This window comes from Stenotrophomonas sp. CASM101 (genome assembly GCF_049384845.1).
Taxonomy (GTDB): domain Bacteria; phylum Pseudomonadota; class Gammaproteobacteria; order Xanthomonadales; family Xanthomonadaceae; genus Stenotrophomonas; species Stenotrophomonas hibiscicola.
This window is the reverse complement of record NZ_JBMRFR010000001.1, coordinates 394562-420151: the sequence shown is the minus strand read 5'-3', so window position 1 is coordinate 420151 and position 25590 is coordinate 394562. Positions and strand designations below refer to the sequence as shown.

The 25590-nt window shown below is 65.0% G+C and carries 28 protein-coding genes; 24 read left to right on the top strand and 4 right to left on the bottom strand.

From position 1 onward, the window contains the following. Positions 1–52 precede the first annotated feature (52 nt). The 11 genes from ffh to VG543_RS02055 all read left to right on the top strand — a co-directional run bounded on the left by ffh (position 53) and on the right by VG543_RS02055 (position 7919). On the top strand, positions 53–1429 hold the full coding sequence (ffh, locus tag VG543_RS02105; protein ID WP_010483267.1) for a signal recognition particle protein: 1377 nt from the start codon (positions 53–55) through the stop codon (positions 1427–1429). A 150-nt stretch (positions 1430–1579) separates the two neighbouring features. Continuing rightward, complete coding sequence (locus tag VG543_RS02100; RefSeq protein ID WP_134730329.1) at positions 1580–2656, top strand: nitronate monooxygenase; 1077 nt, start codon at positions 1580–1582, stop codon at positions 2654–2656. Continuing rightward, positions 2653–3435, top strand: coding sequence for an aminotransferase class IV family protein (locus VG543_RS02095; protein ID WP_423177610.1), 783 nt, complete (start codon positions 2653–2655; stop codon positions 3433–3435). The genes VG543_RS02100 and VG543_RS02095 overlap by 4 nt, the downstream gene beginning before the upstream one ends. Before the next feature lie 128 nt (positions 3436–3563). Continuing rightward, entirely contained in the window at positions 3564–4166 is a 603-nt protein-coding gene (locus VG543_RS02090) for a suppressor of fused domain protein (protein WP_423177609.1), read from the top strand. Between the two features lie 188 nt (positions 4167–4354). Then, a complete protein-coding gene (rpsP, locus tag VG543_RS02085; protein WP_005415733.1) occupies positions 4355–4615 on the top strand; it encodes a 30S ribosomal protein S16 in 261 nt (86 codons plus the stop codon). 44 nt (positions 4616–4659) lie between these two features. Then, entirely contained in the window at positions 4660–5172 is a 513-nt protein-coding gene (rimM, locus tag VG543_RS02080; RefSeq protein ID WP_019659264.1) for a ribosome maturation factor RimM, read from the top strand. A gap of 8 nt (positions 5173–5180) precedes the next feature. Beyond that, positions 5181–5939 (top strand): tRNA (guanosine(37)-N1)-methyltransferase TrmD, encoded by a 759-nt coding sequence (trmD, locus tag VG543_RS02075; RefSeq protein ID WP_019659263.1) that lies wholly within the window; start codon positions 5181–5183, stop codon positions 5937–5939. 154 nt (positions 5940–6093) lie between these two features. Then, a complete protein-coding gene (gene rplS / locus VG543_RS02070) occupies positions 6094–6495 on the top strand; it encodes a 50S ribosomal protein L19 (protein ID WP_005408597.1) in 402 nt (133 codons plus the stop codon). 82 nt (positions 6496–6577) lie between these two features. Beyond that, positions 6578–6958, top strand: a complete 381-nt coding sequence (locus tag VG543_RS02065) for a DUF6404 family protein (RefSeq protein WP_058983283.1) — start codon at positions 6578–6580, stop codon at positions 6956–6958. Positions 6959–7036: 78 nt separating this feature from the next. Beyond that, positions 7037–7471 carry a DUF1801 domain-containing protein gene (locus tag VG543_RS02060; RefSeq protein ID WP_019659261.1) on the top strand — a complete coding sequence of 145 codons (435 nt, stop codon included), beginning with the start codon at positions 7037–7039 and terminating at the stop codon, positions 7469–7471. A gap of 37 nt (positions 7472–7508) precedes the next feature. Continuing rightward, the gene (locus tag VG543_RS02055) at positions 7509–7919 is read left to right on the top strand and encodes a DUF1801 domain-containing protein (protein ID WP_019659260.1); all 411 of its coding nucleotides are present in this window, start codon (positions 7509–7511) and stop codon (positions 7917–7919) included. 69 nt (positions 7920–7988) lie between these two features. On the opposite strand, the gene VG543_RS02050 is transcribed toward VG543_RS02055, so the two are convergent. Further along, entirely contained in the window at positions 7989–9449 is a 1461-nt protein-coding gene (locus VG543_RS02050; RefSeq protein WP_251102838.1) for an MATE family efflux transporter, read from the bottom strand. Between the two features lie 62 nt (positions 9450–9511). Here VG543_RS02050 and VG543_RS02045 point away from each other — a divergent pair, with 62 nt between their 5' ends. Together VG543_RS02045 and VG543_RS02040 are read left to right on the top strand one after the other, a co-directional pair. Further along, positions 9512–9751 (top strand): hypothetical protein, encoded by a 240-nt coding sequence (locus tag VG543_RS02045; RefSeq protein WP_279936871.1) that lies wholly within the window; start codon positions 9512–9514, stop codon positions 9749–9751. Positions 9752–9760: 9 nt separating this feature from the next. Continuing rightward, entirely contained in the window at positions 9761–10168 is a 408-nt protein-coding gene (locus tag VG543_RS02040; RefSeq protein WP_021202477.1) for an RNA-binding S4 domain-containing protein, read from the top strand. 35 nt (positions 10169–10203) lie between these two features. On the opposite strand, the gene VG543_RS02035 is transcribed toward VG543_RS02040, so the two are convergent. From VG543_RS02035 to mutS, 3 genes are all read right to left on the bottom strand, one after another. Further along, positions 10204–10806: a DUF937 domain-containing protein gene (locus VG543_RS02035; RefSeq protein WP_058983293.1), complete on the bottom strand. Its 603-nt coding sequence runs from the start codon at positions 10804–10806 to the stop codon at positions 10204–10206. 108 nt (positions 10807–10914) lie between these two features. Then, positions 10915–12474 carry a catalase gene (locus VG543_RS02030; RefSeq protein WP_423177794.1) on the bottom strand — a complete coding sequence of 520 codons (1560 nt, stop codon included), beginning with the start codon at positions 12472–12474 and terminating at the stop codon, positions 10915–10917. Between the two features lie 275 nt (positions 12475–12749). Then, complete coding sequence (gene mutS / locus VG543_RS02025) at positions 12750–15305, bottom strand: DNA mismatch repair protein MutS (protein ID WP_423177606.1); 2556 nt, start codon at positions 15303–15305, stop codon at positions 12750–12752. A gap of 294 nt (positions 15306–15599) precedes the next feature. On the opposite strand from mutS, the gene VG543_RS02020 reads away from it, so the two are divergent. The 11 genes from VG543_RS02020 (at position 15600) to VG543_RS01970 (ending at position 25559) form a co-directional block, all read left to right on the top strand. Next, a complete protein-coding gene (locus tag VG543_RS02020) occupies positions 15600–17456 on the top strand; it encodes an integrase arm-type DNA-binding domain-containing protein (protein ID WP_423177605.1) in 1857 nt (618 codons plus the stop codon). Further along, positions 17443–18204, top strand: a complete 762-nt coding sequence (locus VG543_RS02015) for a nucleotide-binding protein (RefSeq protein ID WP_197639621.1) — start codon at positions 17443–17445, stop codon at positions 18202–18204. Before VG543_RS02020 ends, VG543_RS02015 begins: the two co-directional genes overlap by 14 nt. Before the next feature lie 38 nt (positions 18205–18242). Beyond that, the gene (locus VG543_RS02010; protein WP_197639619.1) at positions 18243–19214 is read left to right on the top strand and encodes a hypothetical protein; all 972 of its coding nucleotides are present in this window, start codon (positions 18243–18245) and stop codon (positions 19212–19214) included. Positions 19215–19424: 210 nt separating this feature from the next. Further along, positions 19425–19673 (top strand): hypothetical protein, encoded by a 249-nt coding sequence (locus tag VG543_RS02005; protein ID WP_140222697.1) that lies wholly within the window; start codon positions 19425–19427, stop codon positions 19671–19673. A gap of 114 nt (positions 19674–19787) precedes the next feature. Next, positions 19788–20321 (top strand): hypothetical protein, encoded by a 534-nt coding sequence (locus VG543_RS02000; RefSeq protein WP_140222696.1) that lies wholly within the window; start codon positions 19788–19790, stop codon positions 20319–20321. A gap of 112 nt (positions 20322–20433) precedes the next feature. Beyond that, positions 20434–21123: a DNA N-6-adenine-methyltransferase gene (locus VG543_RS01995; RefSeq protein WP_423177604.1), complete on the top strand. Its 690-nt coding sequence runs from the start codon at positions 20434–20436 to the stop codon at positions 21121–21123. Then, positions 21116–21778: an N-6 DNA methylase gene (locus VG543_RS01990; RefSeq protein WP_172617713.1), complete on the top strand. Its 663-nt coding sequence runs from the start codon at positions 21116–21118 to the stop codon at positions 21776–21778. Before VG543_RS01995 ends, VG543_RS01990 begins: the two co-directional genes overlap by 8 nt. Before the next feature lie 499 nt (positions 21779–22277). Continuing rightward, positions 22278–22448 carry a ribbon-helix-helix protein, CopG family gene (locus VG543_RS01985; protein WP_140222693.1) on the top strand — a complete coding sequence of 57 codons (171 nt, stop codon included), beginning with the start codon at positions 22278–22280 and terminating at the stop codon, positions 22446–22448. A gap of 46 nt (positions 22449–22494) precedes the next feature. Next, positions 22495–24144 (top strand): DNA primase family protein, encoded by a 1650-nt coding sequence (locus VG543_RS01980; protein WP_145513060.1) that lies wholly within the window; start codon positions 22495–22497, stop codon positions 24142–24144. 62 nt (positions 24145–24206) lie between these two features. Continuing rightward, on the top strand, positions 24207–24452 hold the full coding sequence (locus VG543_RS01975; protein ID WP_423177602.1) for a hypothetical protein: 246 nt from the start codon (positions 24207–24209) through the stop codon (positions 24450–24452). 69 nt (positions 24453–24521) lie between these two features. Beyond that, entirely contained in the window at positions 24522–25559 is a 1038-nt protein-coding gene (locus VG543_RS01970; RefSeq protein ID WP_423177600.1) for an ArdC family protein, read from the top strand. Positions 25560–25590: the final 31 nt, after the last annotated feature.

The window sequence follows — 25590 nt, the reverse complement described above, 5'->3', positions numbered from 1 at the left end:
CCCGTTATACTGTCTGCCTTATTGTCCCCCGCTTTCAGACAGGTTGCGCCGCATGTTCGAGTCCCTGACCCAGCGCCTTTCCGGCACCATCGAGCGCCTGCGTGGCCGTGGCCGCCTGACCGAGGAGAACATCCGCGAGGCGACCCGTGAAGTGCGCATCGCACTGCTCGAAGCCGACGTCGCGCTGCCGGTGGTGCAGGCCCTGATCGAGCGCATCAAGGTGCGCGCGGTCGGCCAGGAAGTGCTGAAGTCGCTGACCCCGGGCCAGGCCCTGATCAAGGTCGTGCGCGACGAGCTGACCGCCGTGATGGGCGCCGAAGCCAGCGACCTGAACCTCAACGTTCCCGCTCCGGCCATCATCCTGATGGCGGGCCTGCAGGGCGCCGGCAAGACCACCACCGTGGGCAAGCTGGCCAAGCACCTGAAGGAAAAGCGCAAGAAGAAGGTGATGGTGGTCTCGGCCGACGTCTACCGTCCGGCCGCGATCGAGCAGCTGAAAACCCTGGCCGAGCAGGTGGGCGTACTGTTCTTCCCGTCCAGTGCCGACCAGAAGCCGGAAGCCATCGTCCGCGCCGCCATCGACGATGCACGCAAGTCGTTCGTCGACGTGCTGCTGGTCGATACCGCCGGCCGCCTGGCCATCGACGAAGCGATGATGGCCGAGATCAAGGCCCTGCACGCTGCGGTGAATCCGGCCGAAACGCTGTTCGTGGTCGACGCCATGACCGGCCAGGACGCGGCCAACACCGCCAAGGCCTTCGGCGATGCGCTGCCGCTGACCGGCGTGGTGCTGACCAAGACTGACGGTGATGCCCGCGGCGGCGCCGCGCTGAGCGTGCGCTACATCACCGGCAAGCCGATCAAGTTCGTCGGTGTGAGCGAGAAGCCGGAAGGCCTGGACGTGTTCCATCCCGACCGTATCGCCAGCCGCATCCTCGACATGGGCGACGTGCTGTCGCTGGTCGAGCAGGTCGAGCAGCAGGTCGACAAGGACAAGGCGGCCAAGCTGGCCGAGAAGGTCGCCAAGGGCAAGAAGTTCGACCTGAACGACATGCGCGACCAGCTGGAGCAGATGCAGAACATGGGTGGCATCGGTGGCCTGATGGACAAGCTGCCGGGCCTGGGCAACATCCCTGATCATCTGAAGCAGCAGGTCAGCCAGGGCAAGGAAGTGCCGCGCATGATCGCCATCATCAACTCGATGACCAAGAAGGAACGGCGCAACCCGAACCTGCTCAACGGCTCGCGTCGCGCGCGCATTGCCAAGGGCTCGGGCGTGACACCGGCCGACGTCAACAAGCTGATGAAGCAGTACATGCAGATGGAAAAGATGATGAGCAAGATGGCCGGCGGCGGCATGAAGGGCATGTTGCGCAGCATGAAGGGCATGATGGGCGCCATGGGTGGCCGCGGCATGCCGTTCCGTTGATGACGGCCCCGGTCGCAGTCTGATGTAGCGCCCGAGCCCACGCCCGGGCGGGGCGGCGCACAGTCGCCGCAGCAGGCCGTCAGGCAGCAGGCTCGACTCTTCCCCTGTCCTGCGCGCACCATGAGGGCCTGTCCAAAATGATGGGCCGTCATGCAGAGTTCCGCTGTAGCTTCCCGCGCCGAGGCGTTCTGCCGGCGCTTTGGCGTTTCCGTTCCAATCCTGCTGGCACCGATGGCCGGCGCCTGCCCGGTGCCGTTGTCGGCCGCGCTGGCCAACGCCGGCAGCATGGGCGCGATGGGCGCGGTGTTGTCCTCTTCGGCCGATATCGGTCGCTGGATGGACGAATTCCGCACCGCTTCGACCGGCCCGGCCCAGGTGAACCTGTGGGTGCCCGATCCCGCACCGACCCGTGATGTTGCCGCCGAAGCCGCCAGCCGCGCCTTCCTCGCGCAGTGGGGCCCGGACGTGCCCGCCAGTGCCGCCGACGCCACGCCCGCCGACTTCGAAGAACAGTTCGCCGCACTGCTGGCCGCGCGCCCGGCGGTCGCCTCGACCATCATGGGCGTGCTGTTGCCGCATCACGTGCAGCAGCTGAAGGACGCCGGCATCGCCTGGATCGCCTGTGCCACCACCTTGTCCGAAGCGCGCGCGGCACAGGACGCCGGTGCCGATGCGGTGGTGGCGCAGGGCGCGGAGGCCGGCGGCCATCGTGGCGCGTTCGATCCGGCGATGGCCGAGCGCCAGTTGGTCGGGTTGTTCGCACTGCTGCCGCGCCTGGCCGATCACCTGCAGATTCCGGTGATTGCCGCAGGCGGCATCGCCGACGGCCGTGGCATCGCTGCCGCACTCACGCTGGGGGCCAGCGCCGTGCAGATCGGCACCGCCTTCCTGCGCACGCCCGAAGCGGCGATCGCTTCGGCGTGGGCTGATGGGCTGGCCGCCAGCGAACCGGAAGACACTTGGCCGACCCGTGCCTTCAGCGGTCGCCTGGGTCGTGGCCTGGCGACACCCTATGTGCGCGCCGCTGCCGCAGAAGGAGCCCCCGCGCCGCGTCCATACCCAGTGCAGCGTGGGCTGACCGCGCCGATGCGCAAGCAGGCCGCGCAGGAAAACCGCCTGGCGGCGATGCAGGCCTGGGCCGGGCAGTCGGCGTGGATGGCGCCGGCACAGCCGGCCGCCGACGTGCTGCGCGACATGTGGAGCCAGGCGCAGGCACTGCTGCGATGACGCTGACCTGCAACGGCCAGCCGGCGCAGGTGGAGGATCTGCTGCCGGCGCTCGTCAACTACGGCCACTTCACCTCGCTGCAGGTGCGCGACCACGCGGTGCAGGGACTGGACCTGCATCTGGCGCGGCTGTCGCATGCCACGCGCGAGCTGTTCGGCAGCAAACTGGATACGGCGCAGGTGCGGGGCTGGATGGTGCAGGCGCTGCGGCAGGCCGGCCTGGCCGATGCCTCGCTGCGGGTGACGGTGTACTCGCGCTGCTTCGATTTCCGCAATCCGCTGGCGGCGGTGCCGGTGGACGTGCTGGTGGCGGTTTCAGCGCCGGTGACGCTGACCGCCTCCAAGCGTGTGCGCAGCGTGACCTGGCAGCGCGAGCTGCCGCAGCTCAAGCATGTGGGCACCTTCGGCCTGTTCGCCGAGCGCCGCGCGGCGATGGCCGAAGGATTCGACGACGTGCTGTTCGTGACCGCCGATGGCGAAGTGAGTGAAGGCAGTACCTGGAACCTGGCGGTGCACGATGGTGAACGGCTGCTCTGGCCGCAGGCGCCGGCCCTGCGCGGTACGGCTGAGGCGCTGCTGAAGCGGCACTGGCCCGATGCGCAGTTGACGCGGCCGTTGGCGCTGGCTGAACTAGGCAGTGTGAAGGCCGCTTTTGCCTGCAACGCCAGCGGCCTGTGGGCACTGGAGGCCATCGACGGACATGTCCTGCCCGGCTCGCAGGCGCTGGCTGAACAGGGCAGGGCGGTGCTGGCGGCGGTGGCCTGGCAGCCGCTCTCCTGAACGAGGCGCGCGGGCTGCCGGTCGCCAAGCATGGCCGCACGCTACCTTGAAGCGTTGCAGCTGGTAGCGCCGGGCCATGCCCGGCGGATGCCGCCGCAGCGAACAACGCACCGGGGTTCCAATCCGATATGAGTACGGTCACCGAGCAGCATCGCGCGGTAGCGATGCACGCAATCAAGATCATGGGCGGTGAGGGGCGGCCCAAGGTCCAGGCCTTTCACGATGATCATCGCCTGCGTTCGGTCGATATCCTCACGACGTTCAGCTCTCCGGAAGCAGGGCTGAAGTCGATCTCGTCCATCGGTCTGTCGGATTTTGTTTTATGTCATGTGGAGGAACACGAACTGAAAACGCGCGTCGAGCTGTGCGCGTGTGCAGAACAGGACGCACTGCATTGGGACAACATCGTCGCCTCGACGGCTTTCGCAATCATGCGTGATCGTGCGGCGGTGCAGCCTGGTAGCGTGATTCCCGACATCCTGCGGGACTACTTCCCATCGACACGGATGCCACACGTCTATCTGGTGCCGCCCTTTTTCTGGAATGACGCCAGGTTCCCGGGACTGCAGTTCCCGCCCGTGGCGATCAATTGGCTGCAGTGCATCGCCATCCACGAATCCGAGCGGCAACTTGTCGAGCGGATTGGCGGCGATGCATTTGACGACCTGCTGCAGCGGCACGAGGTAGATGTGCTGGACATGCATCGGGCGCCTGTCGCTGGAGCACGTTGACGTTATCGCCATGGGGACGTCGGCGGGGTAAGTCAGAAGTCGATCACATTACTGAACAAAAGCCGCCGGGCATGGCCCGGCGCTACCGTGAGGGCGCGGCGTCATATGGGGTTGGCTAGGCCGGGCTCTGCCGCTATAATCGCCCGCTTACCTCGCCATCCTGGCGACTGGGCAATAGGAAAAACACCATGGTCAAGATCCGACTGACCCGCGGCGGCGCCAAGAAGCGTCCGTTCTACCACATCATCGTCACCGACGTGCGCAGCGCGCGCGACGGCCGCAACATCGAGCGCGTTGGCTTCTACAACCCGGTCGCCCAGGGTGCCGAGAAGCGCATCGAACTGGACCTGGCCCGTGTTGACCATTGGGTCAAGAACGGCGCCCAGCCGACCGACAAGGTCCGCAACCTGATCAAGGAAGCGACCAAGTCCCAGGCCGCTGCGGCCTGATCCTGACGGGCCACGCTTCGGCGTGGCCCTCTTGGTTGAAGCAGATGAAAGATATCGAGCGCCGCATCCTGCTGGGCAGGGTTGTCGGCGCTTTTGGTGTGCGCGGCGAGATCAAGCTCGAGTCCTGGACCGAGCCACGTTCCGCCATTTTCCGTTACCAGCCGTGGATCGTGCGCAGCCCGTCCGGCGTGGAAACCACGATAGAAGGTGTGCGTGGCCGTGACAGCGGCAAGCACCTGGTCGCCCGTTTCCCGGGCGTCGAGGACCGCGACGTGGTCGAAGCGATGCGCGGCACCGAAATCTACGTGGCCCGCAGTGCATTGCCGCCACCGAAGCCCGATGAGTACTACTGGGTGGACCTGGAAGGCCTGGACGTGACGACCACCGAGGGCGTCGCTCTGGGCCAGGTCTCGCACCTGTTCAGCACCGGCGCCAATGATGTGGTGGTGGTCCGTGGTGACCGCGAGCGGATGATCCCGTTCGTGCTGCCGGACTTCGTCAAATCGGTCGATTTCGAGGCCAATCTGGTCGTGGTCGACTGGGATCCCGAGTTCTGAGCAGACGCATGCGTTTCGACGTCATCACCCTGTTCCCCGAGTTCCTCGCCCAGTCCGCTGGATTGGGCGTGGTCGGGCGCGCGCGGGAGAAGGGGCTGTTCAGCCTGCATGGCTGGAACCCCCGTGATTACGCCGAAGGCAACTATCGCCGGGTGGACGACCGTCCGTTCGGCGGTGGCCCGGGCATGGTGATGCTGATCGAGCCGCTGCAGGCCTGCCTGCAGGCGATCCGCGATGCCGATCCAACCCCGGCGCGGGTGATCTACCTCAGCCCGCAGGGCGCGCGGTTGACCCAGGCCAAGGTGCGGGAGCTGGCGGCGCTGCCGCGCATGGTCCTGCTCTGTGGCCGCTACGAGGGCATCGACGAGCGTTTCCTGGAGGCCAATGTCGACGAGGAAATCTCCCTCGGCGACTACGTGCTGTCCGGGGGCGAGCTGGGCGCGGCGGTGATCATCGACGCTGTGGCCCGCCTGCAGGAGGGGGCCCTCAACGATGCGGAGTCGGCGGCGCAGGACAGCTTCGAGGGCGACCTCGGCCTGCTCGACTGCCCGCATTACAGCCAGCCGGCCCAGCACCCGCTGGGAGACGTGCCGGAGGTGCTGCGCTCGGGCAACCACGCAGCCATCGCCGCCTGGCGCCGCCAGCAGTCGCTGCTCCGGACTGCCCAGCGACGCCCGGACCTGCTGGATGAACAGGCGCTGGGCAAGGCCGACCGCAAACTGCTGGACCAGGCCCGCCAGGCGCAGAAACCCAAGGCCAGCCCCTAGCGCAGGGCTGGCTTTATCGGCTATCATGGCCAATTCCCGCCAGCCCCGGTTGGCGCGCGCAGTACCCAAAACAAACGTGCAGCACAGTCCGGTGACTGCATGAGCCCACGTTGTCGATACGACACGCCCACCCGAACAAGAATCGGTGTAACCCATGAGCAAGCTGAACAAGTCCATCGTCGCGGAATTCGAATCCGCCCAGATCACCCGTGAACTGCCGAAGTTCAGCCAGGGCGACACCGTTGTCGTCAACGTGAAGGTGAAGGAAGGCAGCCGCGAGCGCGTGCAGGCCTACGAAGGCGTCGTCATCGCCACCAAGAACGCCGGCCTGAACTCCTCGTTCACCGTGCGCAAGATCTCGCACGGCTACGGCGTCGAGCGCGTTTTCCAGACCCACAGCGCCATCATCGACTCGGTCGAAGTGAAGCGTCGTGGTAAGGTCCGCGCCGGCAAGCTGTACTACCTGCGTGGCCTGGAAGGCAAGGCTGCCCGCATCAAGGAAGACCTGGCTGCCGCTGCTGCCGCCAAGGCTGCCCGTCTGGCCGAAAAGGCCTGATAAACAACTTCGGTTGTTGCCGCGACGGCCACCTTCGGGTGGCCGTTTGCGTTTCCGGCATTGCATCGGCCACGATCGGGTGATGAATGACGTCAATCCGCACTATCCCGTCGTGATCCAATCGGCGCTGCGCTTTCTTGATGACAAGGGGCTGGCACGCGCGCAGTCGGCGCCGCTGTTGCATCGGCTGCTGTGGCGCGCAGGCATCGCACTGCCGCCGCCGATCCTGGCTGGTTTCGGTACCAATGCGCTGGTGCAGGGCCTGCTGTTCGGGCTGTTCTGGACCGCGCTGATGTGGCTGATGCTCTGGCAGGGCAGCGAGCGCCCGCTGGTGCTGTTGCTGGTGGCAGGCCTGTCGGCCGGAGCGCTGTTCGGCCTTGTGATGGCGGCGCTGATGCGCTCGCTGCGCCGCCACCGCCAGCTGCCGGAGTGGCGCCGGTTCCGCGCGCGGCAGGCGGACTGAGCCGATGGCGCACTGCGCCGTGACGCCCGGCACAGGCCGCGCTAGGCTGCAGCGTCATTCCGATGGTCGTACCGTGCGATGCCTGCCAAGCGAACCGCACCCACCGCTGTGCCCACGCTGCTCACCGGTGGCAACCCGCAGATCGCCAAGGGCGAGGGCGATGCTCCGGTGCAGGCGTACATCGCCGCAATGCCGGATTGGAAACGTCCCATCGGCGCACGGCTGGATGCCCTGATCGAACGGGCCGTACCCGGGGTGCACAAGGCGGTGAAGTGGAACTCGCCGATGTATGCGGTGGCTGCGGGCGCAGGCTGGTTTCTCAGCTTCCATTGCTTCACGCGCTACATCAAGGTGGCCTTTTTCCGCGGCGCTGCCTTGACGCCGGTGCCACCGGAGCCCTCCAGGAGCGCCGACACGCGCTACCTGCACATCCACGAATCCGGCCTGTTGGATGAAGCGCAGTTCCTGGACTGGGTGCGCCAGGCCGCTGCGCTGCCCGGCGAGCGCATGTAAGCCCGGCATTCCGTTCCCTTCCCGACGAGAGTCCCTGATGGCCACGCATGCTCCCAACCCTGACGATGCCGGAACACCGGCGGCCGAACTGATCGATGCACGCATCGCCGCGCTGGGGGACTGGCGCGGCGAAACGCTGGCACGCGTGCGTGCATTGATCCATGAAGCGCTGCCGGACGTGCAGGAAGCCTGGAAGTGGCGCGGTACACCGGTGTGGGAGCACAACGGCATCCTGTGCACCGGCGAAACCTACAAGCAGGCAGTGAAACTGACCTTCGCCAACGGTGCCGCGCTGGCGGACCCGAAGGGCCTGTTCAACGCCAGCCTGGAGGGCAACACGCGGCGTGCGATCGACATCCATGAAGGTGCGATGCCAGATTCCGCGGCGTTGAAGGCACTGCTGCGCGCGGCGGCGGCGTTCAATGCGGCGAAGAAGAAGAAGCGGTAGAGCCGGCCGCTGGCCGGCTGTTGCACGATGCTTCCGGAGAGGTTTGAAGGTGCCGGCCAGCGGCCGGCACTACCGCAGCGGCGCGGCATCCGGGTCGGCCACCGGCGATGGCGGGCAGGCCGGAATTTCCGACGGCGTGGCCAGCGCTTCGGCGTGTGACGGCTTGCCCAGCATCCTTGCCTTGCGCCAGCCGCCCCAGCGGTAATACGTCAGCGACAGCAGCATCGAGACCAGCGAGCTGACCGGGAAGCTCCACCAGATCGCATCGGCGCCCCAGTACGGCTGCAGCAGCTCGGCGAACGGCACGCGCACGCCCCACAGCGAGCCGGCCAGGATCAGCAGCGGCGGAATCACCGCGCCGGTGGAGCGCACCACGCCGGAGATCACGAAGCTGACGCCGAAGAACAGGAACGAGCCGATCACCACATGGTTGAGGTGACGGGCGATGTCCAGCGCCTGGCTGGCCGGCGGCAGGAACAGGGCCAGCAGCTGGCGATCGAACAGCACCAGCGGCAGGATCAGCGCACCGGTCAACAGGAAATTGAACAGCACGCCCTGGCGTGCAGTGCCGCGCACGCGGTCCCAGCGCTGCGCACCGACGTTCTGTGCGGCCATCGAAGAGCACGCCGCACCGATCGCCATCGCCGGCATCTGCAGGTAGTTCCACAGTTGCAGGGAAGCGCCGTAGCCGGCGGCGGTGTCGGTGCCGTACTGGTTGACCATGGTCATCAGCAGGATCACCGACAGCGAGATCAGCACCATCTGCAGGCCCATCGGCACGCCCTTGACCACCAGCGCCTTGAGGATGGCCATGTCGAGCTTGAACAGGCGCATGTCGGCGCGGCCGAGCCACAGGGTGTGGCGCTTGTGCCGCATGTACAGCAGCAGGCCGGCCAGCGACAGCGTCTGCGCGACCAGCGTGGCCCAGGCCGAGCCGGCGATGCCCAGCGCGGGGAGCGGCCCCATGCCGAAGATCAGCACCGGGTTCAGCACGATGTCCAGCGCCACCGACACCAGCAGGAAACGGAACGGCGTGCGCGAATCACCGGCACCGCGCAGCGCAGCGGTGAGGAAGGCGAACGCGTACAGCGTCGGCATCGCCAGGAAGATGATCTGCAGGTAGGCCTCGGCCAGCGGCAGCGAGGCGGCCGGCGTGCCCATCGCCGCCAGCAGCGGGTGGGCCATGAACCAGCCAGCGATGGCGATGATCACCGACAGGCCGATGAAGAACGTGGCGCTGGTGCCGACCACGCGGCGTGCCTGCGCGATGTCGCGCGCGCCGATCGCCTGGCCGATCAGGATGGTCGAGGCCATGCCGAAGCCGAACACCGAGCCGATCAGGAAGAACATGATGTTGTTGGCGTTCGCGGTGGCCGTCAGCGCCGCCTCGCCGAGGAAGCGCCCGACCCAGACCGCGTTCACCGAACCGTTCAGCGACTGCGCGATGTTGCCCGCCAGGATCGGCAGCGAAAACAACAGGAGATTGCGCCCGATCGGGCCGGAGGTCAGGTCAAGCGGCGCTTTGGCCATGGAGTGGTGATCGAATCCCGGGAGGCGCACACTAGCACCAAGCCGGTTTGCGGGATGTGGCAATGCATCAACGACTGCAGGTGAAGCGGAGGCTGGCGCTGGCCTTGATCGGCGCCACGCTGGCCGCATGTTCGACAGGTGACCGGCTGGGCGATACCCAGGTGCGGCCGACCGACCGCCCCGAGTGCCTGGTCGGCAGCCAGCGCCAGGATCTGTCTGCCGGCGTACCCACGTTGATCGGCGGCAGCGGCTGCCGCAGCGACCCCGACAACCCGCGTCCCCTCAACAAGCGAACGGAGTAGTCCCTGCCGATGACCGAGCTTTCCCCGCTGTCGCCCAGTGTCCGCCTGGACATCTGGCTGTGGGCGGCCCGTTTCTTCAAGACCCGGAGCCTGGCCAAGCAGGCGATCGAAACCGGCAAGGTCAGCGTGGCCGGGCAGCGCCCGAAATCCTCACGCGCGGTGCGCGTCGGCGAGCACTTGCAGGTCAACCGTGGTGAGGAGCATTTCGAGATCCAGGTGCTGGGCCTGAGCGACCAGCGCGGGCCGGCGCCGGCGGCGCAGCAGCTGTATGCCGAGAGCGAGGCCTCCAAGGCGCGCCGTGCCGAACAGCGTGCGCTGCGCATCGCCGCACGCGATGGTTTCCAGCCGCCGGAGCACAAGCCGGACAAGCGCGCACGCCGGTTGATCCGCGCGCTGGGTGATATCGACGCGTTGTAGGCGTGCGCCGGGTCATTGCCCGGCGCACACAAGCCTCAGCGTTTGCCGCCCAGCAGGCTGCCGCCGATCTTCAGCAGGTCGCCGACACCGAGCTGGCCGTCACCGTCCTGGTCCAGCACGCTGCCGAGCAGGCCGCCGGCGATGCCACCCTGCTGCTGCACCTGCTGTTTTTCCTGGCCGAGGGCCTGGCTGAGCGCGCCTGCATCGGCTTGCCCGCCGCCGAGGCGCTGGGCGAGGAACGCCATCACGATCGGTGCCAGGATCTGCAGCAGCTGGCTGGTGCGGCCGCTGTCGAGCTGGGTGGCCTGGGCCAGGCCGGTTTCCACCTTCTGCTGGCTGCCGCCGAAGATGTGGCCGAGGATGCCGGCGCCGTCGCTGGCGGCACCACCGCCACCGCCGCCCAGCACTGAACCGAGCACACTGCCCAGGTCCAGCCCACTGTGGTTGTTCTGCAGTGCGCCGAGCAGCGCCTGCGCGCCCTGCGGCTGCGAGGCGTTGTTGCCCAGCGCGCCCATCAGCACCGGCAGTGCGGCACTGATCGCACCGGAGGCCTGGGTGTCGCTGATGCCGAGCTGCTGCGACACCTGCTGCAGCGGGGCGCCCTGCAGTTTGGCGAGAAGTTCATCGGTCAGGCTCATCTGCGGAATCCTTGATTGGGGTTGGGCGTGCAGAAGGTACGACGCGGACCGTTAAAACGGCGACGCCGCCCCACACGGAGGCGGCGTGCCGTACACGGGGCAGGGCGATCAGAGCTCGATGTCTTCGGCGCCCGGGGTGGCAGTGGGGAAGTCCGCTTCCGGCTGCGCCGGCTTGAACGGATCCGACGGCTGGCTGGCCAGCGCCTTCAGCGCCGCAGCGACGCCGGCACCGTAGGCCGGGTCGGCCTTGCTGCAGTTGTCGATGTGGCGCTGCTTGATGAAGTCCGGCGCATCGCCCAGGGCGCGGGCGGTGTTGGCGAACAGGCGGTCCTTCTGTGCCTGGTTGTAGCTGCGGAACAGCGCACCGGGCTGGCTGAAGTAGTCGGCGTCGTCCTCACGGAAGTTCCAGAAGTCGGCGTCGCCCCGGATCTTCATCGGCGGTTCGCGATACTGCGGCTGCTCCTGCCACTGGCCGTAGCTGTTGGGCTCGTAGTGCGGCAGGCCGCCGTAGTTGCCGTCCACGCGCATCGCACCGTCGCGGTGGTTGCTGTGCACCGGACAGCGCGCGGCGTTTACCGGAATCTGGTGATGGTTCACGCCCAGCCGGTAGCGCTGCGCATCGGAGTAGGCGAACAGGCGCGCCTGCAGCATCTTGTCCGGCGACGGGCCGATGCCCGGCACCAGGTTGCTCGGCGCGAACGCCGACTGCTCCACGTCCTGGTACCAGTTGACCGGGTTGCGGTTCAGTTCGAACTGGCCCACTTCGATCAGCGGGTAATCGCTCTTCGGCCACACCTTGGTCAGGTCGAACGGATGGATGCGGTAGGTTTCCGCTTCCAGCTCCGGCATGACCTGGATGAACAGCTTCCACTTCGGGAAGTCGCCCTTCTCGATCGCGGCGAACAGGTCGCGGCCGTGGCTTTCGCGGTCATGGCCGACCAGGATCTGCGCCTGCGCGTCGGTCAGCGATTCGATGCCCTGCTGGCTGACGAAGTGGAACTTGACCCAGAAGCGTTCGCTGTCGGCGTTGGTGAAGCTGTAGGTATGCGAGCCGAAACCGTGCATGTGGCGGAAGCTGCGCGGGATGCCGCGGTCGCTCATCACCACGGTCACCTGCAGCAGGGCCTCGGGCAGCAGCGTCCAGAAATCCCAGTTGTTGCGCGCGCTGCGCAGGTTGGTATGCGGGTCGCGCTTCACGGCCTTGTTGAGGTCGGCGAACTTGCGCGGGTCGCGCAGGAAGAACACCGGCGTGTTGTTGCCGACCAGGTCCCAGTTGCCTTCTTCGGTGTAGAACTTCAGTGCGAAGCCGCGGATGTCACGCTCGGCGTCGGCGGCACCACGCTCGCCGGCCACCGTGGTGAAGCGCGCGAACATCTCGGTCTGCTTGCCCACCTTCTCGAACAGCTTGGCGCGCGTGTACCGGGTGATGTCGTGGGTGACGGTGAAGGTACCGAACGCGCCCGAGCCCTTGGCGTGCATGCGGCGCTCGGGAATGATCTCGCGGTTGAGGTTGGCCAGCTTTTCCAGCAGCCACACGTCTTCCATCAGCAGCGGGCCGCGCGGGCCAGCGGTCCTGCTGTTCTGGTTGTCCACCACCGGTGCGCCGAAGGCCGTGGTCATCGGCGTGACCGGATCGTCGCCGTGCTTCTGCTTCGGCGTGGTGCTCAGTTCACGCTGCTGCTGGGCGCCTTCTGCCGGCGACGGAGCGGTGTGATACGGGCACTTGGGACTGGTGTTATCGGACTGGCTCATGGCTGGCTCCTGCGGGTGAAGACGGGGGTGGAACATCTTCACTCGACTTTAGCTAGGGCCAGATGAAATGAATAATCGAATGATCCGTTCAGGCCGATAGTTTCTGTCAATTGAAACGTGAAGTAGGATTTGCAGAGCCTTTCGGACGGCCGCCCGCGCCGTGGCGGGAGCCGGGGCCGGGCGCGGCAGTCCTAGAGCAGCGCCTTCAGGCGGTACAACGCTTCCAGTGCCTGCTTCGGGGTCAGCTCATCGGGGTCGATGGCCGCCAGCGCTTCCTGTGCCTTGTTCGATGGCGCGGCGAACAGCCCGAACTGCTGCGGGGCATCCAGCGCCTGCGGCGCCAGTTCGGCGGCATGGCTCTCCCCGCCGCGCTGCTCCAGTTCGGCCAGGCGACGCCGTGCCTGGGCCACGGTGGCGCGCGGCAGGCCGGCCAGTGCCGCCACCTGCAGGCCGAAACTGCGGTTGGCCGGGCCATCCTTGACCGCGTGCATGAACACCAGCGCCTCGCCGTGCTCGACCGCATCCAGGTGCACGTTGGCGATGCCGCTGCGGCCGCCTTCGTACTGTTCGTCGGCCAGCGCGGTCAGCTCGAAATAGTGGGTGGCGAACAGCGTGTAGCAGCGGTTCTGATAGGCCAGGTGACGGGCCACCGCATCGGCCAGCGCCAGGCCGTCGTAGGTGGACGTGCCGCGGCCGATCTCGTCCATCAGCACCAGCGAATGGGCGGTGGCGTGATGCAGGATGTAGCTGGTCTCGGCCATCTCGACCATGAAGGTCGACTGTCCGCGGGCGAGGTCGTCACCGGCGCCGATGCGGGTCAGGATGCGGTCGATCGGGCCGATCACCGCACGGCTGGCCGGCACGAAGCTGCCGATGTGGGCCAGCAGCACGATCAGCGCGTTCTGCCGCATGTAGGTCGATTTACCGCCCATGTTCGGGCCGGTGATGACCAGCATGCGACGGTCCGGATGCAGGTCCAGGTCGTTCGGTTCGAACGGCTGCTCGCGCACCGCTTCGACCACCGGGTGGCGGCCACGCTCGATCTTCAGGCACGGTGCCGTTTCCATTTCCGGCCGCGACCAGTCCAGTGCCTGCGCGCGCTCGGCGAAGGCGGCCAGCACGTCCAGTTCGCTCAGCGCAGCGGCACACTGCTTCAACGGCTCCAGCTGTTCGCCGAGGGTATCCAGCAGCTGCTCGTACAGGTACTTCTCGCGAGACAGCGAACGGTCGCGCGCGGACAGCACCTTGTCTTCGAACGCCTTCAGCTCTTCGGTGATGTAGCGCTCGGCATTGGTCAGTGTCTGGCGGCGGGTGTAGTGCACCGGCGCGCGGTCGGACTGGCCCTTGCTGATCTCGATGTAGTAGCCGTGCACGCGGTTGTAGCCCACCTTCAGGGTGGGAATGCCGCTGCTTTCGCGTTCGCGCTGTTCCAGGTCCACCAGGAACTGGTCGGCGTGGGTGGACAGGCGGCGCAGCTCGTCCAGCTCCTCATCGAAGCCGTCAGCCAGCACGCCGCCGTCGCTCAGTTTCAGCGGCGGCATTTCGGCGATGGCAGTGGCCAGCAGCTGCGCGCACGCATCGTGTTCACCAAGTGCGGCATGCAGGGCCTGCAGGCGCGGTGAGTCCAGCGGTGCCAGCACCTCGCGCACGGCCGGCAGCAGCCCCAGGCCGTCGCGCAGCGTGGAGAAGTCGCGCGGGCGCGCCGAGCGCAGCGCAACGCGGGTGAGGATGCGTTCCAGGTCGCCCAGGCGGCGGAACTGCTCGCGGATGTCGGCGTCCGCGCCGCGATCGATCAGGGTTTCCACCGCATGGTGGCGCTGCACCAGCACCTCGCGCAGGCGCAGCGGACGATGCAGCCAGCGGCGCAGCAGGCGACCGCCCATCGGCGTGACCGTACTGTCGAGCACGCCCAGCAGGGTGCTGCGGGTATCCCCGTCCACGCGCGTATCCAGCTCCAGGTGGCGGCGGGTGGCGGCGTTCATCGCGATCGCCTCGCCGGCGGTTTCCATCGCGATCGAGGTCAGGTGCGGCAGGCGCTGCTTCTGGGTCTCCTCGACATAGCCGAGCAGGGCGCCCGCGGCTGCGGTCGCGCGCGGCCTGTCATCGATGCCGAAGCCGCTCAGGTCATGCAGCTTGAAAAACGCCAGCAGCTGGCGGCGGCCGCTGTCGGCGTCGAACAGCCACGGTGCGCGGCGGCGCACCCCGGTGCGCTGGCGCAGGAACTCCGGCCAGTTCTCCTCGTCCGGCACCAGCAGCTCGGCCGGTTCCAGACGGGCCAGTTCGGCTTCCAGAGCGTCGTCGGTTTCCACTTCGTTGACCAGGAAGCGGCCGCCGGCCAGGTCGGCCCAGGCCAGGCCATAGCCCTGCTTGCTGCGCGACAGGGCCATCAGCAGGGTGTCGCGGCGCTCATCCAGCAGCGCCTCGTCGGTGACCGTGCCGGGGGTGACGATACGCACCACCTTGCGCTCGACCAGGCCCTTGGCCAGCGCGGGATCGCCGATCTGCTCGCAGATCGCCACCGACTCGCCCAGCGCCACCAGCCGTGCCAGGTAGCCTTCGTACGCGTGCACCGGCACGCCGGCCATCGGGATCGGTGCGCCACCGGAACTGCCACGCTGGGTCAGGGTGATGTCGAGCAGGCGCGCGGCCTTGCGCGCGTCGTCGTAGAACAGCTCGTAGAAATCGCCCATGCGGAAGAACAGCAGCAGGTCCGGATACTCGGACTTGGCTGCGAAGAACTGCTTCATCGCAGGCGTGTGTTCCTTTGAGCCCTTGCTGGCGCTGTTGTTTTCTTTAATATCAATCACTTGAGTTGAAGGGCTTTGAATGGAGTGACGGTGATTCGAGGCGAATGAGGGCGAGTGACGGTATTTTCTGTAGTGACGATGTAGCGACGGGCGCGGGATGGGGTGGGATGGGGTGTAGCAACGCCGTGTAGCAATGGCCGCGGGCGTGCGCTACTGTAGCAACACTGGCATCCGGAGGGGCATGCGTTGAACAGTCCAGCGTCGAGCAAAAGGGCGGGTTCACTCAAGTTTAGTTTGACCTACGCCCAGGTGCTGGCGCTGTCGGTCCATAAAGGCCCGGCCTTGGATGCGCAAGGAAAGGTTCGCTTGGTCCCGCGCCCGGAAGGCAAGGCTTACGTGGTGCTGGATGGTGGGCCGGGGGCTCCCACGGGGTTTGGCTTCCGGGTCGGCTCCACGATGACCACCTACGTGGGCCAGAAGCGAGGACCCACGGGCACGCCGATCCGCTTCACCTTAGGCAACGTGAGCGACATGGGGCTGGAGGAGGCCAGGGAGGCGTGCAGGGAGCACCTGGCGCTGCTGAAGGAAACCGGGAAAAACCCCGTCCACGTCAAACGCCAGCAGTTGCTGGAAACGCTGGAGAGGGAGTCGGAAAAGGAGTTCGGGGATCTGACCTTGCGCGAGGCATTGGAGCGTTACATCGCCCACCTGGACGCCCGCGCAAAGAACAAGAAGATCAAGCCGGCCAGCGTGGACGCGGTGCGGGACAGTTTGGCCCGCCTTTCGCGCCCCACGGTTGGGTTGGCGGACAAAACCTTGAACGAGCTCCATTTGGAGGTCATCCAGCAGGCCTTTGATGCTTGCCGGATCAGTTCCATGCAACTGTCCAATCGCATCCCCCGGGACATGAGCAAAAAGCTGGCGGAGGTGGCGGATTGGGCCAAGCTCACCGTTTCCCAGCTGGAAGCGTTGGGCATCACCGGCAAATACATCCAGCGGGTGCGAGCTGCAGGGTTGAGTTCAACGGAACACACGTTTTCGGACGCCAGGCGAGCGGTGGATTTCCTCATCGACGAGGAAAGAGCCCGCGATCATCGGTTTGGCCGTCGCCAGCGCCAGTTCTACAACCCGCTGGTGGTCATCCATACCCGGGAAATGCTCCGTGAAGCGCACGAGCTGCGAAACCATTACAGCCGGGCCGAGGTTCGCAATCCCCTGGACGACAAAACGCTGCCCAAGGTCCTCAAAGCCATTGCAGCACGGCGGGACGAACAAGGCGGGCGCAATGCGGCCGGGGCGGACTACCTGCTGCTGACCTTGCTTTGGGGAACACGGCGCAGCGAGGCTGCTCCGTTGCGCTGGTATGACCGCTGCACGCCCGGAGAGTTGTCGCAGGAAATGGTGTCCTGGGTCTGGCTGGCGGGGCCAGAGGACATCAACCCGACTACCAAGCGGGCGGGCAGCCAGGTCTACCTTTTCGAGACCAAGAACAAGGAGCAGCGGTTCTTGCCCGTCACCTACTTCGCCGAGCGCGTCCTGCAGCGCCGCTTCAACGAGCGCGCGGACGATACAGGGGCCAAGCAGGGATTGGAGGCCGCCAAGGCCGCGCTGAGCGCCGCGAGCAAACGGGGTGGGCAACGGGGGCTGATCGATGCCTTGGAGGCGGCAGTGGCCGATGCTGAGCACGCGTTGGATCGAACCCGGTTCGTCTTTCCGGCAAGGTCCCGGCGCAGCAAAACGGGTCATTACTCCGACAGCAAATCCATCATCGCCAACGTGCGTCGCGACGCTGGGCTGATCGATTTGCGCGAGGAGGTGGACATCGGCCTGACCCCCCACGACTTGCGTCGCACCTTGGGGCGCTATGCCGAACGGATTCACGGCACCAAGGCCCGGGTCGTGTCGCAGATGCTTCACCACCGGATCAAGGACAAGGATTCCGCGGCCACTGACGCGATCTACACCGAGCAGGAGTGGTCGGTCCTGCGTCAAGCGTTTGCCGTGGTGGAAGAGCACATGATGGCGAGCAGTCCCCGGGTCTGGAACCGCTGGAAAGGCACAGACAAACCACGGCTGGATGAGGTCAACGATCCGCCCGCTACGATCTTCGCGGCACGTAACCGGAAAGTCGCACTCGATGAACAGGATTGAACCCGTCCGCACGGAAGAAGCGTATCGCTCCAAGGCCGAGGCCGCCTGGAGCGCAGAGCTGGCCCGGGCGAAGAGCACTGGAGGCGGGTTGGTGTCCGCCAAGGCCGCCGCGTGGTTCTTGGGCATCCACGCCGACACGCTGGGCGATTGGCGCCGACGCACCCCGCCCACCGGGCCCCGCTTTCAGAAGGCCACCGGCAGCGCCGTCAATGGCCCCAACCAGCGTGTGAAATACGACTACGACGAACTGGTGGCTTGGAAGGATGGGCGTCAGGGCAGGTCAGCGAAAGAGCGTCGGCTGAGCACTGAGCTCGAGCGCTTGAGCCAACAGCAGCGAGAGCTGGAGCTGGAGCGGCAGATCCACGAGGCCAAGGTGGCATTGGAAAAGCTGCGCAAGAACGCCGGGCGCTTTGCTGCGTTGATCACGTCCCATGAAGGTTGGGCCATTCCCCACCCATGGGCGGTGGTGGGAGGGCTGATTGCCGGGCACGTGCTCACCGTGGACGAGGACACCTTGGATCTCGCCTTGGCAGAGGGCGAAATCTGGGAGGCCCCCCTGGCCGAGGCGCTGCTGGAGCCTTGGACCAGCGTTGCGGCGCGCGAGCCATTCGATGACGCGATGGAGGCGGCACAATCCGCGTTCCAGGCGGCGTGGAGGGAGGTCCGCAACCAAGCCCGTGCTCAAGGCTTGGACGACCGTCTGCCGCCCGCGGCGGACCCAATCACTCGCACGCCGTTCCGCTTCTAAGCATCTACAGTCCCCACCGATCCTAGTGGTTGCCCCGTATGTCGTTTGATTCGAAAGCAAAGACCGAAGCGGCGCTGATCCGTCGCTATGCTGACCGCTACGGGCACGTGGATGACACGTTCGCGGGCGGGTGGGGGGTAACCTGGGGAAAGTTGCTGCGCGCTCTGGACAAAGAGCTGGCCGATGAGAAGAAGCAACGCCAGGAACTGGGGGCTGGCAAGCGGGAGGCGGTGTGGATGGACACATGGACCGCAGCCGAGGCCGCGGGCCTGCTGAACATGACTTACGAAGCCTTCAACGCGTGGGCTCGCAAGGTGGGCGTGGTGGTGGACAAGCCGGGGCAGGCACGCACCCACGCAGCCATATCGTTGGTGGACCTTCTCGACGCCCTCGAGGACGAGAAAACGCGTCCGGCAGGGCGCCCATGGCGGGACGCGAGGGAGCCAGGCCATCTCTTGGGGGCCACGCGAACGTTGCCGGAAGGCTTGGCGACGTTTCGAGAGCAGCTCAATGGCGACCTCCTGCTCACGATTGGGGTCGATGAGCGAGGCGAGCGGGTGGTGGCGTCGGTGAGACCAGGTCAAACCTTGGGCGCGAAGGATCACCTTCGGATGTTCTTCCGAGGCAAGAGCATCGCTGAGGTTGATCAACACAACTACTTCAAACTCGAGGTCGAGAAGTGCGGACTGGCCGAAGCGTTCGGCATGCCTTGGGCACAGCCCGCACTGAAAGACGCGTTGCTCCAAGGCCACAAGGACTGGCTGGGTGCCGTTTCCGACTACATGGCGTGGGAGGAATCCCAGGCCATCAAAGACGCATCGGAAGCCCGGGCTGCATTCGATGCCGAAGAGGACCCGCAGGCCGCGCCAGCCATGGTGCTGAAAGCGCGCGAAGCAGAGCGACTGAAGGACGCCAAGATGGCACTCACGGCCCGCAACGAAGCGAGGGCGGAGCTGCTGGACGTCTCGCTTCCCGCCCCTGCCCCGAGCAGAAAGGGAACGCCCTTCTAGACGGCCCTTCAGGGGCGCAATGCCCCTGTCTCGCCGGCTGCCCGCCGGCTCGGTCGTGGAAAGATAAAAGCGGGGAGGCAGCGGCTTCCTCCGCCGCCCCAGCGTGGCTGGATGAATGAGGGTTCAGGTCCAAGAGGGGTCTCCCTCTTAGGGCATCGTAGCGCTCGGATCGTGACTGGAAAATGGAGCCACACCAGCACGGAGACATTCATGCAGCCGCTCATCCTCTCGCTCGACCCCTCGCTCTCTAACCAGTTCTCTAACGTAACCCCCCGGGTCCTCGCCGACGCCCTGGCCGACGCCTTGCCTCAGGCCCTGGCCCAGCTCGCCGCTGACTCCAGCACGGCCGCCATCGTCCAGAACCGCGACATGGGCGGCCTCCACCCCGCCCAAGTGCTCACCCTGCAGCTGGCAACACTGGACGGCTTCCTCGGCGTCGAAGGCGCCGCAAACGGCTAAGCCAGCAGCGCAGCGGTAGCCCGGGGCCAGATCTGGCCGGACATCTAACCCCTATCGCAAAACGCGGCCAACCCGGCCGTGGTGGCCGAGCTTTGCCCAAACCAAGGAATCGGCATGACCCAGATCTTCACGTTTCACATTACCGCTTCTCTCGATGTCACCGCATTGCTGCCGATCCGTGCCCGGAACGTTGAAGGGGCTCAAAGGAGGATGGAGCGCATCGACGCCAAAAAGGCCGCCGATGCCCTGACGACATCCTATGGCTTGAATCGTATCGAGACCGGCATCGGTTGCTCTGTAGGTGATGCAATCGCAGAGGAAGTTCCGCGGGTCGTCTTTCCCCGCACGCGCGCCGCGCTCCTGGATTTCCCTGCGTTCGAGTATCGCGATCAGAAGGAGGGGTGTGTGGAGTTGACGGGGGACGGGTTGGCGACCAAGAGCTACCCGATTGCTGCGGCGACCAACTCTGAAGCGCTGGCGAAGTTTTTCAACCTTGACGCGGCGCAGCTCAATGCCACGCCGTGGCAGGTGTGGGGAGTGACCTTCTACGACGATGTCGAGCTTACGTTGGGAGGAAACGTGTATGCCCTTCGCGTCGATGAAGAGACGCTTGAAGCTATTGCCGAGCACATCGAACTAGAGCTGTAACTGTCGAGGCCTGGCAGTCATCTGAGGCCCAACCCCAAACCCTTTCGCGACGCGGCTGACCAGCCGTGCTGGCGGAGCTTTGCCAAAAAACCCCCAAACCTGGAGATTTCTCATGAATGCCATTGCCCACCCGCTCAAAACCAGCGCGCTGTCCCTGCCGAAGCAGTGCAAGAACACCTCGGCCCCTCGCGCCACTAAGCTCGCGTGCGCCACGGTCGGTTACGACCGCCTGCCTACAGCCCAGAGTACGGACACCTGGCTCACCTCGCCGCCGCTGATCTGGGGCAGCCCGAAGGAAGGCTACACAGGCCTGGGGCCCTTCGATCTTGACCCCTGCACGCCGGAGGGCGGGATGCCATGGCCCACCGCGACCCGGATGCTCAAGCCGAGCGACGACGGCCTGTCGACGGCCTGGTCGGATGACGCTTTCGTTTTCATGAACCCGCCGTTCGGCCGTGGGCAGGAGGCCTGGATGGAAAAGATGGCCAACCACCGGGGAGGCGGAATCGCCCTGGTGTTTGCGAGGACTGAAACCCGGTGGTTCCAGCGCTTCGTGCTGAATCACCCCAACGTTAGTGCAGTGGTCTTCCAGGAGGGCCGCTTGAAATTCCACCGCGCCAACGGTGAGGTGGGCAATGCGCCGCCTGCTGGCCCTGCGTGGATTGCCTACGGCGACGAGGGCGCCCGCCGGTTGAAGAGGGCGGTGAAGGAACGGCAAATCCGCGGGTGTTACTTGGAGCTGGATTTCGCGCGTGTGAGTCGGGTGTTGGATGCTGACATGGGGGCGGCCAACGATGAATGAGGTCGCCAACCTGGTGAATGCCATCCAAGCCATTCCTTCCACTCCTGGCAAGCCGTGGAATCCGCAGAGTGCAGTCGAAACGTTTGTTCAGCACGCGCTGATGTCGATGGGGCATATCCACGCAGATACCAAGGGTTACCTCGACCCCAAAGTCCTTGCTTTTGGCCCCTTGAAAAAAAATGTCGAAGAAGCGCCCGAGGTTGTAGCAGCCATTACCGCCTACCTCAATGCAGTCACCGCGGGCAGGCCGTTCGAGGATGTCCTGGGACGGGTCCATGCCGAGCTGCTGGCCAGGAAGGGTGGGGAAGGGCTGGGTCAGTCTTTCACTCCCGGCGATCTTCTCGATCTGGTTCAAGCCCTTGCCACCAGGCATCGGCCTGGTGGGAGCGGAGCCAAGGTCTACGACAGCTGTTGCGGCGCGGGTTCGCTTGCCCTTGCCGCGATCAGGAGTCAACTGAAACACCTTCCAAGCGAAAAAATCCTGGTGCTGGCGGGTGACATCGATCCGTTGTGCGCAGCGATGACGGCTTTGCAGATCCACGCGAATCAAACGTTTCATTTCCTGCCGCTTGGGGCGGTCAAAGTCACGGTGGGGAACGAACTGATCGGTCCCAGGCGCCCCGGGTTTTGGTCCCACTTCCACCTCTACGAGTAGAGGCCGGAGGCCCGCCTTTCCCTTTCCCAGACTCGGCGGCGAGCAGCCGCCGGCTCTTGCTTCAAGCCGCTTTTGCTCTTGTTTTTCCTGACAGGTAACAAGCACCTGTTACCCCCTTGTTACCCGTGAAAGCCTTGTCCCATAAGGAAGTAACAAGGGGTAACAGGGTAACGGGTGGATCGCGAGCTCCCGATGGATGTATGCATGGATGTTGTGAGCGGTGAGTGGATTTTTCTTGCGTGGATCTCTTAAACCACTTGTTACCTTGTTACCACCTGTTACCCCCAGTAAACATAAGGGTTTGAAGGGTAACAAGTGGGTAACAAGCACTTGTTACCTCCCAGGCTGATGCTTGAGGTATTTCACACTTTCAAGTGTTTCTGGAGCATCGAAAGCAGAAACGAACATCCGTTGGCGCGAGCCCTTGCCAGTTCCGTAAAGCCTGCTTAGATGGATTTGTGGCCACAACAGGACCACAAATCAAGAAACGGAGCAGGCAGTGAAGACGAAACGCGAAAAGACCGCACGGGATGAGTTGTTGAAGGCCCGGGTCAGCAAAAGTTTTAAGGCGTTGGTGGAGGAGACGGCGGTGGCCCGTGGGCAAACCCCTTCCGAGGCCATGCGTCAGGCGCTTCAAGAGTGGGTGCATCGCCCCAGTCAAGCGGCATAAAAAACCCCGGGTGCGAACCGGGGCGTTTACTACTAGGGATTACAACATGAAGAGTAAGTCGAAGACTGGCCCTGTCAAGGGCGGGGAGGCCAATGGCGACGCCGTTGATCAGGCTCCGAAGAAAAAGGGCAAGGCCTTTGGGGCCGATGCCAATCCCAACGACGCCACGGATGACCTGGGCGTTATTGGGGAAGACCTCTCGTTTGAGCTGGCTTATGCCGACGATATGCGCCGCGCCAACTGTTTCCGCATTGGCGGCAAGATGGACAACGGCGAGATCGATTTTTCGCTGTATCAGTGGAATGAGTCCGAAGGCATCTGGGCCCCGCAAGCCACCCGGGAAGTAGAAGCCCACGCGTTGGACTGGATGCGCAAGCACGCCCCGGAGGACGCCAAGCAGAGCAGCGCGACCAGCTGCGTCAAGACGGCCATTCTCGAAATGATCCGCTTGCCTGGCATGAAGTTGCCTGAAAGCCAGCATCGGGCCATCGTGCCGCTGAAGGGCGGTTACCTGGAGATCCTCAAGGACGCCAACAAGAAGGCCTACATCGAATACCTGCCGGCCGACCCCAAACACGGGATCACTTCCTTGGTCCCAGCGAAGCTCAACCTCGACCAGGTGAGGTCTGGCCGCTACACCCCCAAGCCGTTGGACCCCAAGTCGCGGTGGGCCAAATATCTGGATCGCTTCATGCCGGACATGGCCGTGCGAGGGTTGCTTCAAGAAGCCATGGCGTCGTCGGTCATGCCGATGTGCCTGGAAAAAGCCTTCCTGTTGCTGGGAAGCGGCAGCAACGGCAAGAGCACCTTGCTTCACGTCCTGCGAGCCATCCACCCCAAGAACACTGCGGTCCGCATCGACAAGCTGGATGGGCAGTTCGCCATGGCACCTCTCGCTTCCAAGACTCTTTATCTGGCGACAGAGGCGCCCAAGGTCCTCTCCGATCCCATCCAGCAGGTCTTGAAGGCGCTTATCTCGCGCGATCCCATGTCAGCGGAGAACAAGGGCAAAGATGCCTACACCACGGTGCCGCGCGGCACGCTCTTCCTGGCACTGAACGCCATGTTCTCGGTGACGAGTCACGAACACGGCTTCTGGCGAAAGATTTGCATGATCCCGTTCAATGTGCGCCTGGCCGAGAACGACAAGGACCGCGATCCGGACTTCCACAAGAAGCTGACCGAGGACCCGGCGGAAATGGCCGTGATCATCGACTGGCTGCTGGAGGGAGCCATGCGCCTCATTGAGCGAGGCGGCCTGCCCGAGGAAATGCCCGAAGCCGTCAAGGCGCTGGCCGAGCAGACCCGGCAAGAGACGGACACCACGGCGTCCTACTTCGCTGAGCGCATGGTCATCGAAGAAGAAGGCACGTGGACCGACAAGAACGACATCTATGCCGACTACCGCGATTACGTGCTGGAAGAGCTGGGGCGCAAGCCGGTGGGCGCAGAAGAGCTTTGGAAGCGCGTGCGCGAACGGATGCCGGGGCTCCAGCAGAAGCAAAAGAAGGCGACGAAGGGCACGAAGGCCGAGCGCTGGGTCAACCTGCGCGTGGGGGGGGTGAAGCCGCGCTTGGAGGGCGGGGCTCCCCAGGCCATCCCGGACGAGGAGGTTCCGTTGGGTGACCCTCTGAGCAAAGAGGCCATGGAAGCCATCGCCCTCCTGTCGGGCGCACCGATGGCTGAAGCCGCGTAGGCCTTTACAACCGGCGACGTTGCGCTATTGCAAAGGGGTATCCAAACCAAAACGGAGCCCCCATGCCATCGCCCGACCACATCCCCGAAGACACTTTCCACGAAGAAGCTATCACCGCTGCTGATCTGGAGAGCCCAGAGACGCCGGAAGCGGACCCGCAATACTTGCTCGTGCAGAGCGGGTTTGGTCTCCATGTCCGTCTGGGAAAAGACGGCGACCAGGGATTGCGCAGCGAGGACGAAATCGCCGAGCTGGTGCGGCGAGCGTTGTATCACCGCAAGAGTCTGACCCTTCATATCGAGTTCTGACCCGACCCCACCCACAACCACCCGCTTGGAGGCGCAGGAGGTTGAAAAAGATTTGAGGCAACCACCCCCATGTCCAAGTATTCCGATCTCATCCAAGCCACCGCCGAGCGAATGCTCGACCTCATGAAGCAGGGCACCATCCCCTGGCGCCGGCCCTGGAACGACCCCGACGCCCCGCAGAACGGCTCGATCAACGGGCCGTGGAACCCAACCACTGGGAAGGCCTATCGGGGCTCCAACACGCTGATCCTGCGCGGCGCTCAACTGGTCCACGGCTACCAGGACAACCGATGGTTGACCTATCGCCAAGCAGAAAACATCGGAGCCCAGGTCAAGCGCGGCGAGAAGGGCCAGCAGATCGCTTACTGGGACTTCAGCAAGACGGGCAAGGCCAAAGACGACGCCGAGCCGTTGACCGAGGGCGAAGAGAAGAACGGATACCAAGGGCCATCGGTGTTCGTCGCCACAGTGTTCAATGCCAGCCAAGTGGACGGCATGCCCGAGCCCCCGCCGCCCTTCGTCATGCCCGAGTCGATCCGCCACTTGCGTGTGCGGGAGTTGTTGGACAAGCACCAGCCAAAACTTCATCACGACGGTGGCAACCGAGCGTTCTACTCCATCGCCGCGGATTCGATTCACTTACCGAAGCACCACACTTTCAGCGATGACGTGAGCTACCAGGCCACGCTACTCCACGAACTGGCCCATTGGACTGGGGCGAAGCACCGGCTCGACCGAGATCAGACCGGCGGGTTCGGCACCCAGGACTACGCTAAAGAGGAGCTGGTAGCGGAGCTCTCAAGTTTGTTCATTTCCGAGCGCCTTGGAATCGGCCTGGGGAAAGAACACGAAAAACAGCACGCCGGCTACCTGCAGTCCTGGATGAAAGCCCTGGCCGACGACCCCAGGACCCTGTTCCGCGCAGCCAGCCAAGCGGAGAAGGTCATGACCTTTTTGGACATCCCGGCGTTTGAACGCGAGCCGCTGCCCCAGGTCAAGAAGGAGCAGGACATGGAGCAGGGGCGAAAGACGGAAGCCGGTCGAAGGACCCCATCGCGACGCAAGGAACGCAGGTTGCTTAGCGCAGGTAGGGGGTTGACCTTTTGAGGTTTCGAGTTAGAAATGAATGTGCTGGGGG

Bases quoted from the DNA above. Each gene is read 5' to 3' on its own strand.
- ffh (WP_010483267.1), top strand. From the start codon at position 53: ATGTTCGAGTCCCTGACCCAGCGCCTTTCCGGCACCATCGAGCGCCTG.
- VG543_RS02100 (WP_134730329.1), top strand. From the start codon at position 1,580: ATGCAGAGTTCCGCTGTAGCTTCCCGCGCCGAGGCGTTCTGCCGGCGC.
- VG543_RS02095 (WP_423177610.1), top strand. From the start codon at position 2,653: ATGACGCTGACCTGCAACGGCCAGCCGGCGCAGGTGGAGGATCTGCTG.
- VG543_RS02090 (WP_423177609.1), top strand. From the start codon at position 3,564: ATGAGTACGGTCACCGAGCAGCATCGCGCGGTAGCGATGCACGCAATC.
- rpsP (WP_005415733.1), top strand. From the start codon at position 4,355: ATGGTCAAGATCCGACTGACCCGCGGCGGCGCCAAGAAGCGTCCGTTC.
- rimM (WP_019659264.1), top strand. From the start codon at position 4,660: ATGAAAGATATCGAGCGCCGCATCCTGCTGGGCAGGGTTGTCGGCGCT.
- trmD (WP_019659263.1), top strand. From the start codon at position 5,181: ATGCGTTTCGACGTCATCACCCTGTTCCCCGAGTTCCTCGCCCAGTCC.
- rplS (WP_005408597.1), top strand. From the start codon at position 6,094: ATGAGCAAGCTGAACAAGTCCATCGTCGCGGAATTCGAATCCGCCCAG.
- VG543_RS02065 (WP_058983283.1), top strand. From the start codon at position 6,578: ATGAATGACGTCAATCCGCACTATCCCGTCGTGATCCAATCGGCGCTG.
- VG543_RS02060 (WP_019659261.1), top strand. From the start codon at position 7,037: ATGCCTGCCAAGCGAACCGCACCCACCGCTGTGCCCACGCTGCTCACC.
- VG543_RS02055 (WP_019659260.1), top strand. From the start codon at position 7,509: ATGGCCACGCATGCTCCCAACCCTGACGATGCCGGAACACCGGCGGCC.
- VG543_RS02050 (WP_251102838.1), bottom strand. From the start codon at position 9,449: ATGGCCAAAGCGCCGCTTGACCTGACCTCCGGCCCGATCGGGCGCAAT.
- VG543_RS02045 (WP_279936871.1), top strand. From the start codon at position 9,512: ATGCATCAACGACTGCAGGTGAAGCGGAGGCTGGCGCTGGCCTTGATC.
- VG543_RS02040 (WP_021202477.1), top strand. From the start codon at position 9,761: ATGACCGAGCTTTCCCCGCTGTCGCCCAGTGTCCGCCTGGACATCTGG.
- VG543_RS02035 (WP_058983293.1), bottom strand. From the start codon at position 10,806: ATGAGCCTGACCGATGAACTTCTCGCCAAACTGCAGGGCGCCCCGCTG.
- mutS (WP_423177606.1), bottom strand. From the start codon at position 15,305: ATGAAGCAGTTCTTCGCAGCCAAGTCCGAGTATCCGGACCTGCTGCTG.
- VG543_RS02015 (WP_197639621.1), top strand. From the start codon at position 17,443: ATGAACAGGATTGAACCCGTCCGCACGGAAGAAGCGTATCGCTCCAAG.
- VG543_RS02010 (WP_197639619.1), top strand. From the start codon at position 18,243: ATGTCGTTTGATTCGAAAGCAAAGACCGAAGCGGCGCTGATCCGTCGC.
- VG543_RS02005 (WP_140222697.1), top strand. From the start codon at position 19,425: ATGCAGCCGCTCATCCTCTCGCTCGACCCCTCGCTCTCTAACCAGTTC.
- VG543_RS02000 (WP_140222696.1), top strand. From the start codon at position 19,788: ATGACCCAGATCTTCACGTTTCACATTACCGCTTCTCTCGATGTCACC.
- VG543_RS01995 (WP_423177604.1), top strand. From the start codon at position 20,434: ATGAATGCCATTGCCCACCCGCTCAAAACCAGCGCGCTGTCCCTGCCG.
- VG543_RS01990 (WP_172617713.1), top strand. From the start codon at position 21,116: ATGAATGAGGTCGCCAACCTGGTGAATGCCATCCAAGCCATTCCTTCC.
- VG543_RS01980 (WP_145513060.1), top strand. From the start codon at position 22,495: ATGAAGAGTAAGTCGAAGACTGGCCCTGTCAAGGGCGGGGAGGCCAAT.
- VG543_RS01975 (WP_423177602.1), top strand. From the start codon at position 24,207: ATGCCATCGCCCGACCACATCCCCGAAGACACTTTCCACGAAGAAGCT.
- VG543_RS01970 (WP_423177600.1), top strand. From the start codon at position 24,522: ATGTCCAAGTATTCCGATCTCATCCAAGCCACCGCCGAGCGAATGCTC.